At 35.4% G+C, this 18014-nt stretch carries 13 protein-coding genes; 6 read left to right on the top strand and 7 right to left on the bottom strand.

From position 1 onward, the window contains the following. The first annotated feature begins 447 nt into the window (after positions 1 to 447). The 6 genes from D612_RS0105535 (at position 448) to D612_RS0105560 (ending at position 7669) form a co-directional block, all read left to right on the top strand. Positions 448 to 1656, top strand: a complete 1209-nt coding sequence (locus tag D612_RS0105535) for a hypothetical protein (RefSeq protein ID WP_017754501.1) — start codon at positions 448 to 450, stop codon at positions 1654 to 1656. A 1-nt stretch (position 1657) separates the two neighbouring features. Next, on the top strand, positions 1658 to 2059 hold the full coding sequence (locus D612_RS0105540; RefSeq protein WP_017754502.1) for a hypothetical protein: 402 nt from the start codon (positions 1658 to 1660) through the stop codon (positions 2057 to 2059). Between the two features lie 14 nt (positions 2060 to 2073). Then, positions 2074 to 2328, top strand: coding sequence for a hypothetical protein (locus D612_RS0105545; protein ID WP_017754503.1), 255 nt, complete (start codon positions 2074 to 2076; stop codon positions 2326 to 2328). Further along, the gene (locus tag D612_RS0105550) at positions 2321 to 5194 is read left to right on the top strand and encodes an AAA family ATPase (RefSeq protein ID WP_161603220.1); all 2874 of its coding nucleotides are present in this window, start codon (positions 2321 to 2323) and stop codon (positions 5192 to 5194) included. The genes D612_RS0105545 and D612_RS0105550 overlap by 8 nt, the downstream gene beginning before the upstream one ends. 213 nt (positions 5195 to 5407) lie before the next feature. Further along, positions 5408 to 6634, top strand: coding sequence for a toprim domain-containing protein (locus D612_RS0105555; protein WP_017754505.1), 1227 nt, complete (start codon positions 5408 to 5410; stop codon positions 6632 to 6634). A gap of 255 nt (positions 6635 to 6889) precedes the next feature. Beyond that, complete coding sequence (locus D612_RS0105560) at positions 6890 to 7669, top strand: YhfC family intramembrane metalloprotease (protein ID WP_017754506.1); 780 nt, start codon at positions 6890 to 6892, stop codon at positions 7667 to 7669. 597 nt (positions 7670 to 8266) lie between these two features. On the opposite strand, the gene D612_RS0105565 is transcribed toward D612_RS0105560, so the two are convergent. From D612_RS0105565 to pcrA, 7 genes are all read right to left on the bottom strand, one after another. After that, positions 8267 to 8617, bottom strand: a complete 351-nt coding sequence (locus D612_RS0105565) for a hypothetical protein (RefSeq protein ID WP_026092406.1) — start codon at positions 8615 to 8617, stop codon at positions 8267 to 8269. A 466-nt stretch (positions 8618 to 9083) separates the two neighbouring features. Further along, a complete protein-coding gene (gene gatB / locus D612_RS0105570) occupies positions 9084 to 10514 on the bottom strand; it encodes an Asp-tRNA(Asn)/Glu-tRNA(Gln) amidotransferase subunit GatB (RefSeq protein WP_017754507.1) in 1431 nt (476 codons plus the stop codon). Between the two features lie 14 nt (positions 10515 to 10528). After that, positions 10529 to 11989 carry an Asp-tRNA(Asn)/Glu-tRNA(Gln) amidotransferase subunit GatA gene (gatA, locus tag D612_RS0105575; RefSeq protein ID WP_017754508.1) on the bottom strand — a complete coding sequence of 487 codons (1461 nt, stop codon included), beginning with the start codon at positions 11987 to 11989 and terminating at the stop codon, positions 10529 to 10531. An 18-nt stretch (positions 11990 to 12007) separates the two neighbouring features. Beyond that, positions 12008 to 12298, bottom strand: coding sequence for an Asp-tRNA(Asn)/Glu-tRNA(Gln) amidotransferase subunit GatC (gene gatC, locus D612_RS0105580; protein ID WP_017754509.1), 291 nt, complete (start codon positions 12296 to 12298; stop codon positions 12008 to 12010). A gap of 247 nt (positions 12299 to 12545) precedes the next feature. Beyond that, entirely contained in the window at positions 12546 to 13682 is a 1137-nt protein-coding gene (locus D612_RS0105585; protein ID WP_017754510.1) for a CamS family sex pheromone protein, read from the bottom strand. Positions 13683 to 13763: 81 nt separating this feature from the next. After that, the gene (gene ligA, locus D612_RS0105590) at positions 13764 to 15770 is read right to left on the bottom strand and encodes an NAD-dependent DNA ligase LigA (protein WP_017754511.1); all 2007 of its coding nucleotides are present in this window, start codon (positions 15768 to 15770) and stop codon (positions 13764 to 13766) included. A 13-nt stretch (positions 15771 to 15783) separates the two neighbouring features. After that, a complete protein-coding gene (pcrA, locus tag D612_RS0105595; protein WP_017754512.1) occupies positions 15784 to 18012 on the bottom strand; it encodes a DNA helicase PcrA in 2229 nt (742 codons plus the stop codon). Between the last annotated feature and the right edge of the window lie 2 nt (positions 18013 to 18014).

Here is an 18014-nt window from a genome sequence, read left to right on the forward strand (position 1 = left end):
TTTAGTTAAACTTTCAATTATGAGGCTGAGAAACTCAGCCTCAAGGTTTTTATGCACAGGAGTCTAGCTCACTCTTGTGCATTTTTGACTTTGCTAACTAATAGCCAAATAACTAACAGTGAAATATTCTGGTTAACCAAAAAGATCTTGTTCGTATCCATTTATTTTAACCACCCCTTCGAAATTTAGTTACTATTAATAATTTGATTTCATAAGGTGAAACCAATTACTAATAATTATAGTAGCTCCATTTTATTTGAATTTTATACTTTTTCTCTCCATTGTTGGTGTGTTGGTCATTTTTAACATCATGAGCTATGATAAACTTTTTTATATAATAAAGACTTCCCCCACCATCCCTCTAATTCCTTCTGACTTTTTTGAAAATTCTGTGTATAAAATCCAAAGTTTTAGTCTAGCCTGCTAATAGTTTTAGGAGGTGAAAATGTGGAATTGCAACAAATTAATAAAATTCCAGAAATTGAGTATACGAAAGGCTTTGCATATTTATTTCATTTATTGAGTCACTTAACAAGTTCTAAAAATCTATTCGAACACAAAATCCATGTCATCATGGAACTTTCTAGAAGTTCTACTAGCTCTACATTCTCAAAAGCTGACATCGAGTCTATGATCCCTCAATATCCAGCAAAAGATCTCGAGTCGATTGTTACTAGCTTAATAGACGGCGGCTGGCTGAAACGTGAAGAAGGAACATTAAGCTACCAATTCACAAATCCAGGGTTATTATTCACACGCTTCCTGCCATTTTTATATCAGGGTGATCAACTGGATGATCAGTCCTTTCAATCTGCCTTAAAAGATATGATGAATGCGGCTGAAAAAATGAATTTAAGTCTAACTTCACTTGAATTTATGAGAGATCAAGCCATCCATTCAGTTCAAAGAAATATTGAAGAAATAAAGGGGGCATTGATATCCAAAAATGAAGAAAAAATCTATGAAGCTAGACAGAAGCTTGATGCCTTCTTACAAAATATTGATGATTTTCTAATAAGATTTAAGCAAATTAATGATTTTAAACGATTAAACAATATGGACATCACTGAGAGCGATAAAAATTCTATTGAATTCTTGCTCTCACTTGAATTAAAAATTAATGAACTGTTTGATTATCGGCGGCAATCATTAATCAATTCGATTTCAATGGGAAATGGGATCTTTACAAAGAAAGATATTGATCGTTTTATCTATCAATCTTCATTCAAAAGTTTATCCAACCTTCTTAATAATATTGTATATACACCATCACAAGCACAATGGATTGATGAAGATGAAATAATTGAAGCACTAGGCCAATTTTTAAACATTGTTAAACCATTAAATTCGTCAAGAAATATTAGTAAAAGAGTATATGGAATTCGTGAAGAACAAAAAAGCATTTCTGCATCTTTTTTAGACAAAACTAACCTAGTTTTAGAAAATACATTTTCAGAGAACAATTTAATTTCCTTAGAAAAGTTTTTACTTCAATTTGATAACAAAGTTGATTTGTTTATGCATTTTGCTGCTTTGTGCTATTTGGACTCAAAAAAATTATTACGATATCAATTACAAACAATCAAAAAAGCAAAATCATTAAATAATAGCATATTGAAAACAGTCTCAATTGCAACCATAGAAAGGAGAGAGTGACTTGAATAATATTTATGACATTACATCTGAAGAAATTTGTGCTGTATTAACCATTCAACCCATTTCTAAGCAATACATACCTCAATTAGATTTTGATGATTATTTAAGAAAGAAAGTAATCAATTCACTTGCTGAAGCTGGTTATGAGTTTATCGATGATTCTTTATCAGGCTATTACGATGCTAGATTAAAGAAGGAAATCCGTACAACAAGACCAATAATGGAACAAAAATTAATCGGTAACCAACTTAACATTAATGAAAAAGCTATACTTGTAATTTTGTGGTGTTTACTTGTTCTACCACGGATTGATCATATGATTCGGAGAGAATTAAGAGATCCCTTGACTATTACGGAAGAACAGCTATATGAAAATTTCAAGCAACATATTGGTCCAAAGTAAATCTCAGAAAAATCATGACAATACTTCGCAAGCACCAATTCTTACAATATTCTCTAAAAAAGAAAGCTTATATTGCTGGCCCAAGATTGTTTACCGCGATCGATTCAAGTATTATGTACGACCGTGTCAAAACTAATATGATTGATTTTTTAGTAGCTGAACATGAAAAACAGCAAACAGCATTTAATAATACTGTTAATTCTACTATTCAAAGTTATGTTCTAGAAATGAAGGAGGGTGAATACAATGAGCACCGCAAAAATGCATAAAAGGTATTTACCATTAAAATTAAAAAGCATTGAAACAGAAGGATTTTCATATTTCCCCCGACAAGAAATTTTAATACACGATGTTATAACAATGTTGAACGGCGAAAATGGTGCAGGCAAAACAACCTTACTAAATATGTTTCGTGTCCTTTTTGGAGCAAAAAAATTTGATAATGGCCACACTCTAAAAACTTTCTTTGAACGCGATCATATTCATGAGATTTATATATTAGGCAAATTTTCTAATACTATTGATCAAAATTGTGGTCGTCGCCCCTTTCAAGAAATAGGAAAATGGAATGACGATGTAACAATTGTTTGCCGCCTTATAAATGATAAACAAATCTCAAGAGAGTATATAATCTTTGATGGAGTATTTGATTTAGAAAAAAATCTGAATGAAAAAATAAATTGGCTGGATGTCGGACAATATTTGCATCAAATGAGTGAGATTGGAATGCCTCGGTCCCTTTCTAATGCATTTAGTTTATCACAAGGCAAAACCGAAAAAATTCTTGAGTTATCGGAGGAACAACTTGCTCAATATATTTTGCAAATATGCGGTGAACAGGAAAGAATTGAACAATTTAATAAAATAAAAATTGATTTAAAGGAACAAAAAGAACAATTCCATAAGCTATGCCTTCAAAAACAACAAGAAGAACTCACTTTGGATAATCTTCTAAAAAAAATTACAAGATTTAAAGAGATTAAACAACATGAAGAAACCAAAAATATACTTTCATTTAATAAACCATTGAGCATCCTTAAAACCTTAAATGGAGAAATAAATATTATAAACAGTTCACTTAAACAATTAGATGAAAGTATAAAAACTTTAGATCTCAACCTACTTGAAAAACAAAAGCAATACGATGTAACGCTGATAGAAAAAGATAATATTCAAGCACAATTAAATAAAATCACAACTGAAATAAATGATCTTCAAACAGAAATAACACCTATTCATATTAATCTTAATGAAATATCTACTCAAATTAGTAATATCGAGGAATTCATAATAAAGTATGAAAATATCGAAGAAGTCGATCTTCAACTTTTGCAAACAAAAAAAAATAAATATACTATTCAACACAGAAACCAAATTACAAAAGTCACAAACGTTTTAAATGAAATTGAATTAATTAAGAGTGACATTTCAAAAATTGAAAAAAATAAAAATGTGATCTATCCCCTTGCAGTCCAAAAACTAACAGAATTACTAGAATCCGAAGAAATTCAGTATTTATTATTGGCTGAATATGTGGAAATGCAAGATCATGAATGGAGAAATGCTATTGAAGCATTATTAGGAAATGAACGTTTTACGATAATAGTTGATCCAAAACAAATTGTTTCAGTGATGAAAATTGCCCAACAAATTGAATATCCATTTTGGATTTCACCGTATTCATCATGTGTTTTAAACGCAGATAAGCAATCAATTTTAACTAAAATGACTGTTTTGGATGAGCGTATTTCGGGCTATCTAAATAAGTACTCTAAGTACAAAATGGCAGCCACGATTGAAGAAGCTTGGGAATGGTCAAGTAAAGGTGATAGCTGTATCTTAAACAAACCATACCCTTATTTAGTTACTAAAAGAGGCGGTAAATCGATAAAAGCCAATCGTTTGTACTGCGGAAAAAAGGCTTACGAGGCACAATTAATTGAATACTATTCACAGCTTAACAAGCTCGAAACTAACATTATAGATTTAAAAGCAGAAGAAGAAATACTTTCTAATAAACTCAAAATTATAGATGCCCAAATAAATGATCAAGAAAATCGTCTACTTCTTCCTGAAAAACAAACTATCTTTTTTGAACTACTAACAAATAAAACAAAACTAAAACAAAAGCTAATTGAATACACAAAAGAGTTATCTCAAAAAAAATCCAATCAACATATGTTAATTATTAATTCACAAAATATATTTGCAGAAATTGCAAAGCTAGAAGAGCAACTCAACCAATCTAAACACAGCCTGAAAGCAAAAGTAAGCCAACAAAATGACCTTTCAACTAAAAAGGAAATTAAAAAACGAAATTTCCAACAAATCTATCAACAATTATCAAAAGAACAACAACATAAGTTTCGCGATGAGGAATATTGCAATTCATTAAGTGAATATGAATTTTACAAAACAGAAATTGAAAAAATTAATTCTCTAATACAGCAATTATATTCTTTAGGAGATCCACTTGACCCTGAAATTGAAAATTTAGTAGTATTAGAAGAAAAATACAAAGCCCACTCAGTATTGCTACAAAACAATTTAAATGAAATCGAAAATACTGAGAATCAATTAGAGAAACTACAACAAAAGCACGCTGAAGCTCGTGAAGAATTTATGACGATGGTTCAAGAAGCTTTCAAAAGGGTTAAACTATCACTTGAAACCATGGCGAAAGAAGGAAATATTCAAGCAACCATTAACTTTTTCCCATACGGCGATGAAAAATGGCGAGCGGATTACAAAATTGGCTTTCATGGTAAAAAACCAATAAGTTATCGTTCAAATTCCAAATTAAGTGGTGGTCAAAAGGTTGTTGCTTCATTGCTACTAACACTAGCTACAATAAAAGCAGATGGAATCCTAAGTTTTATGATACTAGATGAACCGTTTGCACATCTTGATCAACAAAACATGGAATTAGTAGGATCTTTTTTGAAAAATACAAATTCCCAATACATTATCGCAATGCCATATTCAGAAAATTTGAAAGTCGCTTATCCTTTTGTCGATATGTCTATTCAATTAAGACCAAAAGAGCCAAATGAAGAGGTAGCACCGCCCATCACATATGGAGTGATTAATGATGAATACATTCAACAAAAATCACATTTTAAACCACAATCATAATTTATCAACTATAAAAACATGGAGTCCATTTCAACTTAGAAATGGCTCCTATAGACGTGAAAAAAATACTACTAAACGATGTAATGAATGTAGTTATGAAAGGAAAATATTAACTGGAGAATAGGAACTTACGGGATAAAACCAATCGGAGGTTCCCTATCTGATCACTTTAAACAAAATGATGAAAAGATTGCCAAGAAAATACTATTTGATTTGTTCAAAGCTAACAACAAAAAAAGATGGAGAAACTGGAAATTAAACTTATTAAAAACTTGTAATTATGAAACCCTTGATCATATAATTAATACTTTAAACAACTTAGGCATTTTAATTGTACGCTTTAAAAAAGACACAGATAGAATTGACTGTAAAAATATAACACACATATACTATAACGAAAAACACTTGAAGGATATAAAATCTTTTATCAATGTTGTGGAACCCGAAGTACCATTTTGGGTTAAAGAGGCCTTTCCAAAAATCCAAAAAATCCTTACAAAACCGGAAAGTACAAAAATATACAATATCCTGACTTCCCAAAAATATTTATATGAATCAAATCATAAAGCTATATTAGAAGATGAATCGGGCCACAAAATTGCTTCTTCAAGCGATTCAAGTTTTACTTACTTCCGTATTATTAAATGCCTATATGGACTTTTAGAACTTATTGAAGAGAATAGAACCGAAAATATAAAAACATTTTCACAACGATTATTCTCAGATACGAAGGTATTAACTAGACAAGATATAGAGAAGTTGAAAACATTACTTGGCAATACTATAGTGTCTTCAATTTTAAAGAGTGATTTTTCTGAAATACTGTTGTCTGCCAAGTTTTCATGGCGGTTTGGTCCTAACATTGGCAGCAGTATAGCATTCAAAAATTATACACCAATACCTAGAGATATGATTAATGATATAGAGTTATTTAACTGGTCTGCTTCAAATCTATTAATCGTTGAAAACCAAGAGTTGTTTCATAATATAGTGAAACAGCAACTACTAGACCAAAATAAGTGGGGAGTATTACTAAGTAATGGTTTTCTTTCATCTGGAGAAGAGATACTTATTTCTAAAGCAAGCAACCACCCACTTAAAAATATTTATATTTGGCCAGATTTAGACCCTTATGGTTATGAAATAGCTAAAAACATTGCTGAAAAATTTGCTGTCTATCCAGAGTTGCGTTTTTTTCTGTTTGGATTTCTACAAAACGATTTAGAAAATCTACCTGTCTATAAAAAAATGCTGCCACAAGATATTCAAAAAGTAGATCAACTACTAAAAACAAATATACACCCTCAAGTTAAAGAAACTATTCTTAAAATGAAAAAAAGCGGTAATAAAGGGGAGCAAGAAATTATGGTAAAGTCAATAAATAAGGATATTTTTGAAAAAAATGTTTTCAAAAGTTCAATCCCCTTACATTTAAAATAATACCGTTGATTACTCAAAAATGCTTGCGTTATAATTCTTGGCGCCAAATAGTAAGTGTGTTCATATTTATGTTTCAACTAATCTGGTTACGGGAATAAATATGAATGTAAATGATAATGCTTAGTTGATCGTTTGCAGACCACATCTTGTTTGTTGTGACTACTATTAATTGTATCGCAGCGAATATAGATGACTACAATAGAATAATGCATTTTTGGGATTTTATTATCACTTAAGATACGGAGGAAATATCAAGTGGTAACACAATTACAAATGGCAGGGATGATTGCTCAAATATTAATCGCAATATTAGTTCCTGTTGCTATTTTTATTTATTTATATAGAAAAAAGGCATTTTCTTGGAAAGTATTGGGCATTGGAATTCTAATTTTTATCATTTTTTCTCAGGTCCTTGAGAAAGCATTGCATATTGCAGTTCTTGATCCTTCTGGTCGCTCATTAAAATGGACGAATAGCGCCGTTATGTTTGTAGCGTATGGAGCTTTGGCAGCAGGTGTGTTTGAGGAAATCGGTAGATATGTTGGATTTAAATTTTTGCTAAAGAGAAATAGACAGTATCGGGATGGTTTGTCATTTGGTCTTGGACATGGTGGTATTGAAGGCATTTTAATTGGCGTGCTCTCAGGAGTAAATGCACTAGTTATTGCCAACTTAATTAATACGGGGATGTTTGAATCAACTATCGGTGCAACCATTCCCGCAGAGCAGGCCGCACTAATTAAGGATCAATTTATAAATACCGGCTTTAGTATGTATTTGTTGGGTGGAATTGAGAGAATTTCTGCGATTTTTGCCCATATTGCCTTTTCTTTATTGGTGTTGCTAGGCGTTCGTGAGAATCGCTTTTTGTATGTTCTTTATGCTATAGGTCTACATGCATTAATGGATGTAGTACCAGCTATGTATCAGGTTGGTACAATTCAAAACGTTTGGATTGCTGAATTCATTATTGCGTTATTTGGTGTTGCGGCGATTGTGTATATTCTTAAGGTAAGAAATGTATTTCAGAATTAAAATTGTATTTAGGACGTTGAATATTAATACTCCTAAAAAGCGCCGAAGTTTTTCGCAATCTGTATACTTCGGTCATTTTATTAATTAGCTGTACTAAATTTGACCGATGATAATATAAGATTGTTGATTGAAGTGATAAGCGGCGACTCTGCGTGATATCAAGTAAGTGAATCGAGAACCTGGATTGAGCCTAGTAAGTGAATCGGGGACGCTGGATTAAACATAATAATTTAAGCGTAAGCGGCTCGGTGCTTGCCCGAGAAAAACGTCCGCTTGAACAGGAATCAACTATATACTTTAACTGAGCCTGTTAATTAGATCTTTGTTAAACAAACGTTTATTTTATTTCCGATCAACCTCTGTTAGAATCCCTAACACCGTTAACAAGCGGTAGTTAACGTCAGCCATAAGTTATTAAACCAAAAAATACGAGGCTAATCCGGTACACATGATCGGGAGAGCCTCGTAAATGATATAAAAATTTAATTAGTTTTGTGTTGTGGCGACTATTTTTGCTGAAGATACAAATGGAACTTGTCCATATGGTTTGTTAATAGTATATTTATCGGAAAAAAGAGCGCTAAATCCTCCGAATTATTAACAACACCGACTTACTTTTAAAAATACCCACATATATTTAGCATTTACCCACATAAACCGTGTAAATACCCACACAAATTTGATTAATACCCACACAAATTTGATTAATACCCACATAAAATGCGGATTTCCACATAAAATGCGGATTTCCACATAAAATGCGGATTTACCCACATAAAATGCGGATTTACCCACATAAAATGCGGATTTACCCACATAAAATGCGGATTTACCCACATAAAATGCGGATTTACCCACATAAAATGCGGATTTACCCACATAAAATGCGGATTTACCCACATTTCCTAGAAATCCACTGGGGGAAGCACGAATGAACAGCCAATCCAACTTACTACTCCTAGAGAATTCTCACGCAAGTATCACTATGGTAATTTGACGGACATAACTCCACAACGAGATCCCAGAAAGAATCTCTAAAATGACACGCAAGTATCACTATGGTAATTTGACGGACGTAACTCCACAACGAGATCCCAGAAAGAATCTCTAAAATGACACGCAAGTATCACTATGGTAATTTGACGGACATAACTCCACAACGAGATCCCAGAAAGAATCTCTAAAATGACACGCAAGTATCACTATGGTAATTTGACGGACGTAACTCCACAACGAGATTCCAGAAAGAATCTCTAAAATGACACGCAAGTATTACTATGGTAGTTTGAAGGTCGTAACCAAAACCACATCCAGCTGAAGCTAAGCTAATTCCCAAGAAATTCTTGCAACAATATTGCAATGGACTTATAAAGAACTATTAGCTAGGGAAAATCATAGCATATTCCTACATTATTTATCTTTTCGCAAGCTCTTCAGCAATGAGTTTGTTCACCATTTGTGGATTTGCTTTGCCTTTTGTTGCTTTCATAATTTGGCCTACGAAGAAGCCAGCTGCTTTTTGATTACCGCTCTTGTAGTCTTCAACAACCTTCGGATTGTTGTCGATTACTTCAGCAACAATGCCGCGAAGCTCGCCTTCGTCGGAAATTTGGACAAGGCCTTTTTCTTCCACAACCTTTTCAGGGTCGCCCCCGTTTTCAACAAGCTCCTTGAAAACGTCCTTCGCTATTTTCGAAGAAATGGTTCCTTTTTGAATAAGAGCAATCAACTTCCCTAACGCTTCTGGTGTCAGCTTTATATCATGAAGCTCTGCATTATTAGCATTTAAGTATGCTGATAATTCACCCATAATCCAGTTGGACGCTTGTTTCGGATCAGCGCCGACAGCAACGACAGCTTCGAAAAAGTCTGATGTTTCCTTAGAAACCGTCAATACCGCAGCGTCATAAGCAGGTAACCCAAGTTCGCCAACATAGCGTTTGCGACGGGCATCTGGAAGCTCCGGAATTGATGCACGAACACGATTCATCCAGTCCTCATCAATATAAATATCAACTAAGTCCGGCTCCGGGAAATAACGATAATCGTCAGAGCCCTCCTTCACACGCATCAATATCGTTTTCTTTTTCGCATCATCGTACCGACGTGTTTCTTGGTTAATCACACCGCCAGTCAACAACACCTGCTCCTGACGTTTTTCCTCATACTCCAATCCGTCACGAACAAAGGCAAATGAGTTTAAATTTTTAAGCTCTGTTTTTGTACCAAATTTTTCCTGACCGATCGGGCGAAGAGAAATATTGGCATCACAGCGCAATGAACCTTCCTCCATTTTACAGTCAGACACCGCTGTATACTGGATAATAGATTTTAATTTTTCCAAATAAGCATACGCTTCTTCTGGTGAACGCATATCTGGCTCAGATACTATTTCGATTAATGGTGTCCCTTGGCGGTTCAAGTCAACTAATGAATGGCCGTCACCTGTATGCGTTAATTTACCAGCATCTTCTTCCATATGTATACGAGTAATGCCAATTCGCTTCTTCTTACCGTCAACTTCAATTTCAATCCAACCGTGTTCCCCAATTGGCTTATCAAATTGTGAAATTTGATAAGCCTTTGGATTGTCAGGATAAAAATAGTTTTTGCGATCAAACGTTGTAATCGGTGCAATCTCGCAATTAAGAGCCATCGCTGCCTTCATGGCAAATTCAACAGCTTGCCGATTCACTACTGGTAAAACACCCGGATGGCCTTGACAGATTGGACATGTGTTACTGTTAGGGGCTGCTCCAAATTCGTTGGCGCAATCACAAAAGATTTTTGTATTTGTTTTTAATTCAACATGGACCTCAAGCCCGATGATTGTTTCAAATGCCATATTCGTAACCTCCCCTACAGATTCGGTCTTTGTCGTGTGAAATCAGTTGCTTGCTCGAATGTATGAGCGACACGATAGACCGTACTTTCATCAAAATGCTTGCCAATAATTTGTAGACCGATTGGCAGACCGTTACTTGAAAATCCACAAGGGACTGAAATCCCTGGTACCCCTGCAAGGTTTACCGGAATTGTTAAAATATCTTCAAGATACATAGTTAATGGATCATCCGTTTTTTCACCAATTTTATATGCTGGTGTTGGATTTGTAGGCCCGATTATAACATCATATTTTTCAAATACTTTTTCAAAGTCATTTTTAATTAATGTCCGAACCTTTTGTGCTTTTTTATAATAAGCATCATAATAACCTGCGCTTAACGCAAATGTCCCTAGCATAATGCGGCGCTTTACTTCATCTCCAAAACCTTCACTACGAGACATTTTAAACAAATCAATAATATTCTTGGCGTTATCGGAACGAACACCGTAGCGGACACCGTCAAATCGTGATAGATTGGCAGATGCCTCTGATGAAGCAATTAAATAATAAGTTGCAACCGCATATTTAGAGTGTGGAAGAGAAACTTCTTCCCATACAGCACCCTGTGCCTCTAATACTTTTAAAGCATTCATGACAGCTGTTCTTACTTCTTCCGTTACACCTTCACCTAAATATTCTTTAGGTACCGCAATTTTCAAACCTTTAACGTCACCTGTTAATGCTGATACGTAATCTGGTATATCAACATTTGCTGATGTCGAATCCATTTTGTCATGACCGGCAATTGTTTGTAAAATATAGGCATTATCTTCAACACTTCTAGTAATTGGGCCAATTTGATCTAATGACGATGCATACGCAACAAGTCCAAATCGTGACACTAACCCATAAGTCGGCTTTAAGCCTACCACTCCACAGAAGGCTGCTGGCTGGCGAATCGAACCACCCGTGTCAGATCCTAATGAAAAAGGCACTTCACCTGCTGCTACTGCTGCTGCTGAACCGCCGCTTGATCCACCTGGTACGTAATCTAAATTCCATGGATTTTTCGTCGGATAGAAACCTGAATTTTCATTGGATGAACCCATTGCATATTCATCCATATTACATTTACCGATGATAATTGCCTGGGCTTCTTTTAATTTTTCAGTAACTGTCGCATCATAAACAGGATCAAAGTTTGCGAGAATTTTACTAGCACAAGTTGTCCGTAAACCTTTTGTACTAATATTATCTTTCACACCAATCGGCATCCCAAATAAAAGGCCAAATTCGTCCATTTCACTCATTTTTTCATCTAATTTTGCAGCCTCATTACGTGCTGTTTCTTCATTTATAGTAAGAAACGCCTTTACTTTGTCTTCAACTTCAGCGATTCTTTTATAAGATTCATTCACTAAATCTGTAACGGTAATTTCTTTTTTATGTATCATACTATGTAAATCTGCGATTTTATGCTCAAATAACGACATGTAGCAAACCTCCTCTCCTTACTCAATAATCGATGGCACTCTAAATTGACCATCTCTTTTCTCAGGCGCATTTTTCAATGCTTCTTCTTGTGATAACCACTGACGTGCTGTATCGTCTCTTAGCACATTTTTAATATCAAGCACATGCGTTGTCGGTTCAACGTTGTCAGTATCTAATTCGTTTAATAATTCCGCATATCCAATGATTGCATCCAAATGCTTTGTAAAGATTTCTGCTTCCTCTTCTGTTACCGCTAAACGTGCCAAATGGGCAACGTGTTTAACTTGATCAACTGTAATTCGTGACATTTCTTTCACCTCCATATAGAAATGTGGAAGGGGGCGCCTCATCATGAGGTCTGTCTCTCTGGATATTCAACATATAGCACAAAAAGTTTCTTTTCATCGCTAAATATTGTACCAAGGTGCCTGACCCATTAGTTTTGTAAGACAGCCACTTTCCCCTATATTGCTTGTCCGCAATCAACGGACACTTGTTCAATAATTAACAATAAATTGATAATACCAAAGTTTCACACTATTATTCAAGATAGCTCTATCGATAAATATGAACAAACGGCTTTGTTTCCCCACCATCCCAATTAATCAATGCTTCTTGACCATCGATTGATGAAATATAGACTTGAACAGAAATATATGGTGGAAAATGATCTAGAACTAAACCAGTAATATATTCAGTGAACCCAATTAGTTCAGCCTTTCCGTAAAACTGAACCGGGATTTCAATCGTCATTTCTTGAAGCTGACCATCACGGTAAAACCCTCTTCCAATTACACCAATAAAGTTTGGAAAGTAGTTTTCAACATCCGCTTTAAAGTTTAGCATTTTCGTGTAATCATCAAAATATAAATCTTTGGCATCTTGAGATGGAAATAATATAAATTGTTCGTTAATCGTTTCCCATTTTGAAATCGAATTATCATTTTCACCAATATACGCTTTGGCAAAGAAATTCCCCGGCACGATTGATTCCCTAGGTTTTTCTTTAAATAGAGCTATCACAATTGGCATTTGTTCCAAGCCTTTAATACTGCGCATTCGTTGCAAAACCTGAAGCGCAAGTGCTTTCCCTTGTTTTTCGATCTCTTCATCCGGGATAACCTGTTCACGCGGATAACCGTTTGTTGGTTCATTAAAATTGTAAACCGATTTTAAAGCTAGCCCTACTACAACACCACCCAATTCTACTTTATCCTCGTTATTTCTTTTTAAATAATTATGCTCCATAACATGAGATAAATATCTTGGATTGTTCCGAAATTCTTCTGTTGTCGCGTTATCTTCATCTAGTGATGGATTCAAACCCTCTTCGGCATTCTCACTTTGTCTTCTAATCCATTCTTCTACCATTTCAGAAGTTAAATATTGACCTTCTTGAAAATAATAATCGTTTGGCTTGAAATTTTCTTGTGCAATTCTCATAAGACCCATTTCAAGCTCATTTAAATCTAGACGATTATACACTGTGTAATTTACAAGACCTCTTGCCTTCCCTGGCTTGAAAGGTAAAATTGTTCGATAATATTCATCTGAGATTTTATATTTTGGAATAATCGCTGTCTCTGTCTTTTCTTCCGTTTCTTGAACGACCTTTTCCTCATTTTCTATTTTTGGGGTACATGCTGAAAGCATCAGCAACAGGACTACCAAAGCAATTCTATATTTCCTCAATTCTTCTTCCCCCCATTCACATCAGCCAATATTTTTTTGCGAAACAAGCTCCATTAACAACAATTAAAACCAACTTTTAGTTTAGCGCTTCAGCTCTTGTATTAACTTAGCTTCATCCCAGATCTCAATTCCTAATTGAGTTGCTTTATCAAGCTTTGAACCGGCTTCAGTACCGGCAATTACAAGGTCTGTGCTTTTGCTCACACTTCCAGTTACTTTGCCACCAAGTGCTTCGATTTCTTTTTTAGCTTCATTTCTCGTTAACTGCTCTAGCTTACCCGTTAAAACAATTGTCTTACCAGCAAAGGCAGAATCAATTTCGGTAGCATTAACCGCTTTTGGACCGGTATAGGCCATGTTAACTCCATTTAACTTAAGCTCTTCAATCAGGTCCTTTACTTCCTGCTTCGCAAAATAAGTAACGATCGAATCAGCCATTTTATGACCAATGTCTTGAATTGTCGTCAATTCTTCTAAAGTCGCGGCTTGCAAGCGATCAATCGTTTCAAATTGCTGAGCAAGCGTTTTCGCTGCCTTTTCGCCAACTAAACGAATACCTAGACCAAAAATTAACCGTTCTAGCGAATTAGCCTTTGAAGCTTCAATAGCATTCAAGAGGTTATCAACCGATTTTTCACCCATCCGTTCTAACCGTAATAGCTCGTCTCTTTGTAATTGATAAAGGTCAGCAACATCATGGATTAGATTTTCATTAAACAATTGAGCAATGACCTTTTCACCTAGACCATCAATGTTCATTGCATTTCTAGAAACAAAGTGAATAAGTCCCTCACGGATTTGTGCCGGGCATTTCGGATTAATACAGCGAAGAGCCACTTCATCCTCTAATCGGACTAACGCACTGTCACATTCAGGACAGCTTGATGGCATAACAAAATCCTTTTCTTCGCCAGTTCGTCGCTTCTCGAGAACATTTACAACTTCAGGAATAATGTCCCCTGCCTTTTTGACAGTGACAAAATCTCCAAGCTTAATATCTTTTTCGCGAATTAAATCCTCATTATGTAGTGAAGCCCTTTTAACAGTTGTCCCTGCCACTCTCACAGGCTCTAATATTGCAGTTGGTGTAATAACACCCGTTCGTCCAACGCTTAACTCAATATCAATTAGTCTCGTTACAACCTCTTCAGCTGGAAATTTATAAGCAATCGCCCAACGAGGACTTTTTGCAGTAAATCCTAATTGTTCCTGCTGCTCTAAAGAGTCGACTTTTATTACTATTCCATCGATCTCATAAGGTAAAGAGGGCCGTTTTTCCGCCCAGTATTCAATAAATTCGAGCACGTTCTCTAACGAAGCACATCGTCTTCTTTCGTGATTTGTTTTAAAACCTATTTGCTCTAAATAGTCAAGCCCTGCACTATGGGAATCGAGGATAACTGCTTCATTTTCACCAATCCCATATACAAACATATCGAGTTGCCGTTTTGCAGCTATTTTCGGATCTAATTGTCTTAAAGAACCTGCAGCTGCATTTCGGGGATTTGCAAATAACTCTTCACCACGCGTTTCCCGCTCTTTATTTAATTCTTCAAAAGTTCGCTTTGGCATATAAGCCTCTCCACGAACCTCTATATTAATTTCATTCTTTAGCTTAAGAGGAATTGATTTAATCGTTTTTAAGTTGTAGGTAATATCCTCACCTACAACACCATCTCCTCGAGTAGCTCCAAGTAAAAATATTCCTTTTTCATAGCGGAGCGATACGGCAAGTCCATCAATCTTTAATTCACATATATAAGAGAATTGGTCTCCGACCTCTTGGCGAATACGGCGATCAAAATCTCGCAAGTCTCCTTCATTAAAAGCATTCCCTAGGCTTAACATTGGTGATGTATGTTGAACCTTTGTAAACGCAGCTAAAGGCTCGCCACCAACACGCTGTGATGGAGAATCCGGTGTAATCAGTTCAGGATACTGGGCTTCAAGTTCCATTAATTCCTGCATTAATCTATCATATTCTGCATCTGAAACTGTCGGCTTATCTAATGTGTAGTATTCATAATTGTATTGATTCAATAATTCTTTTAACTCATTTAAACGGCGCCTTGTATTTTCTCTAGTCATTCTTTAACCATCCTTACACCTTTGTAATCGGAGCAAATTTTGCTAATAAGCGTTTAATACCTACAGGCTGAGGAAAGGCAATATCAAGCTCCTTGTCCTCATTTTCTCCCTTTACACTCACAACTGTCCCTATTCCCCATTTTTTATGCTCTACCTTATCACCAACTCGCCATCCAATCGTAGCTCCACCAGTGTTGTTAGCCAATGGGCGAACAATAGATTGCTGCACTTCTGATCTTAATTGACCGAATGGTGATGGATTCCCACGTGTGAATACTTGCTTTGTTGTCTCGGCAAGATTTTCAAGTAACTCTTCAGGGATCTCATTGATAAATCTTGAAACTTGATTAACATTTGTACGCCCATATAAAGTGCGTAAGCGTGCATTTGTAAGAAACAATTGATTTTCTGCTCTTGTAATCCCAACGTAAGCTAACCTTCGTTCCTCCTCCATTTCTTCCTCGTCCATTAAGGAACGGCTATGTGGAAAAATCCCTTCCTCTAAACCTATCAGAAAAACGACAGGAAATTCTAATCCTTTTGCAGAATGCAAGGTCATTAATACTACATGTTCTTCGCTATTTTTCCCCTCGTCTTGATCGGCTTGATCAATATCTGAAATGAGCGCTAAGTCTGTTAAGAAAGTAACTAAACTTTTATCCTCACTTGTTTTTTCAAAGTTTTTTGTAACTGATAAAAATTCTTCAATGTTCTCCAACCGACTTTCCGCTTCAAGTGTTTTCTCCGCCTTTAACATCTCACGATAGCCAGTTTTCTCAAGTACTTCTTCAACAAGCTCTGTAACAGATAGAAATTCCTGCATCTGATGCCAATTTCGAATTTGGTCTTTGAAATTTGCAAGTGTGTTGGCAAACCGGGTTGAAAGTCCTATGAAATCTACATCATCTAATGCAGAGTATATCGACCTTCCATCCTGCGCAGCATATTGTACAAGCTTATCTAGTGTTGATGCGCCAATACCACGTTTCGGCACATTGATAATTCGTTCTAAACTAATATCGTCATCAGGATTTGCAATCAAACGTAAATACGCAAGTAAATCCTTAATTTCTTTGCGATCATAGAATTTCATTCCGCCAACGATGTTATAGCTAATATTTGATTTTAATAAAACTTCCTCGATCACCCGGGATTGAGCATTGGTTCGATAAAGAATTGCTATTTCACTATAACGACGCTTTCCGCTATCAACTAGTTCTTTGATCTGCCCAGCAACAAAGTGCGCTTCATCCCGCTCTGTATCGCCACGATAATATACAAGCTTATTTCCTTCTTCATTTTCAGTCCAAAGCTTTTTCGGCTTTCGATTAGAGTTGTTCGTAATCACTAAGTTGGCTGCCTCAAGAATACGTTTTGTTGAACGATAATTTTGCTCGAGCAAAATCACTTTCGCGTTCGGATAATCCTTTTCAAAGGATAGTATGTTTTTAATGTCAGCCCCGCGCCAGCGATAAATTGATTGATCCGAATCTCCCACAACGCAAAGGTTTTTAAAGCGATCCGCCATCATTTTTACTAGCATATATTGCGCTCGGTTCGTATCTTGATACTCATCTACGTGAATATACTGAAATTTCCTTTGGTAAAATTCAAGGACCTCTGGAACACGATTAAACAACTGAATTGTGACCATAATTAAATCATCGAAATCTAAAGACTGGTTCTTTTTCAATCTATCTTCATATATTTTATAAACATCGCTCACTACTTTTTCAAAATACCCAGCTGCACTCTTTGCGTATTCGTCTGCTGTGATTAATTCATTTTTTGCTCCACTAATTGAGCCTAAAATTGCCCGAGGATCAAATTTTTTCGGATCTATATTTTTTTCCTTTAAGATTCTTTTTATGATTGAAAGCTGATCTGTTGTATCAAGAATTGAAAAATTACGATTAAATCCGATTCTATCAATATCACGACGTAATATACGCACGCACATTGAATGAAAGGTTGATATCCATATCTCCTCTGCTCTAGCCCCAACGATTAAAGAAACACGTTCTTTCATTTCCCTTGCTGCTTTATTCGTAAACGTTATCGCTACTATATTCCACGGATTCACATCTTTTTCACTCATTAAATACGCAATCCTGTGTGTTAAAACTCTTGTTTTCCCACTTCCTGCCCCTGCCATAATTAATAGTGGACCTTCTGTGCATTTCACTGCAGCTTGCTGTTCATTATTTAATCCGCTTAATAACCCATCTTTTTTTGTTTGCATGG

It is taken from the genome of Calidifontibacillus oryziterrae (genome assembly GCF_000331575.1).
Lineage (GTDB): Bacteria > Bacillota > Bacilli > Bacillales > Bacillaceae_J > Calidifontibacillus_A > Calidifontibacillus_A oryziterrae.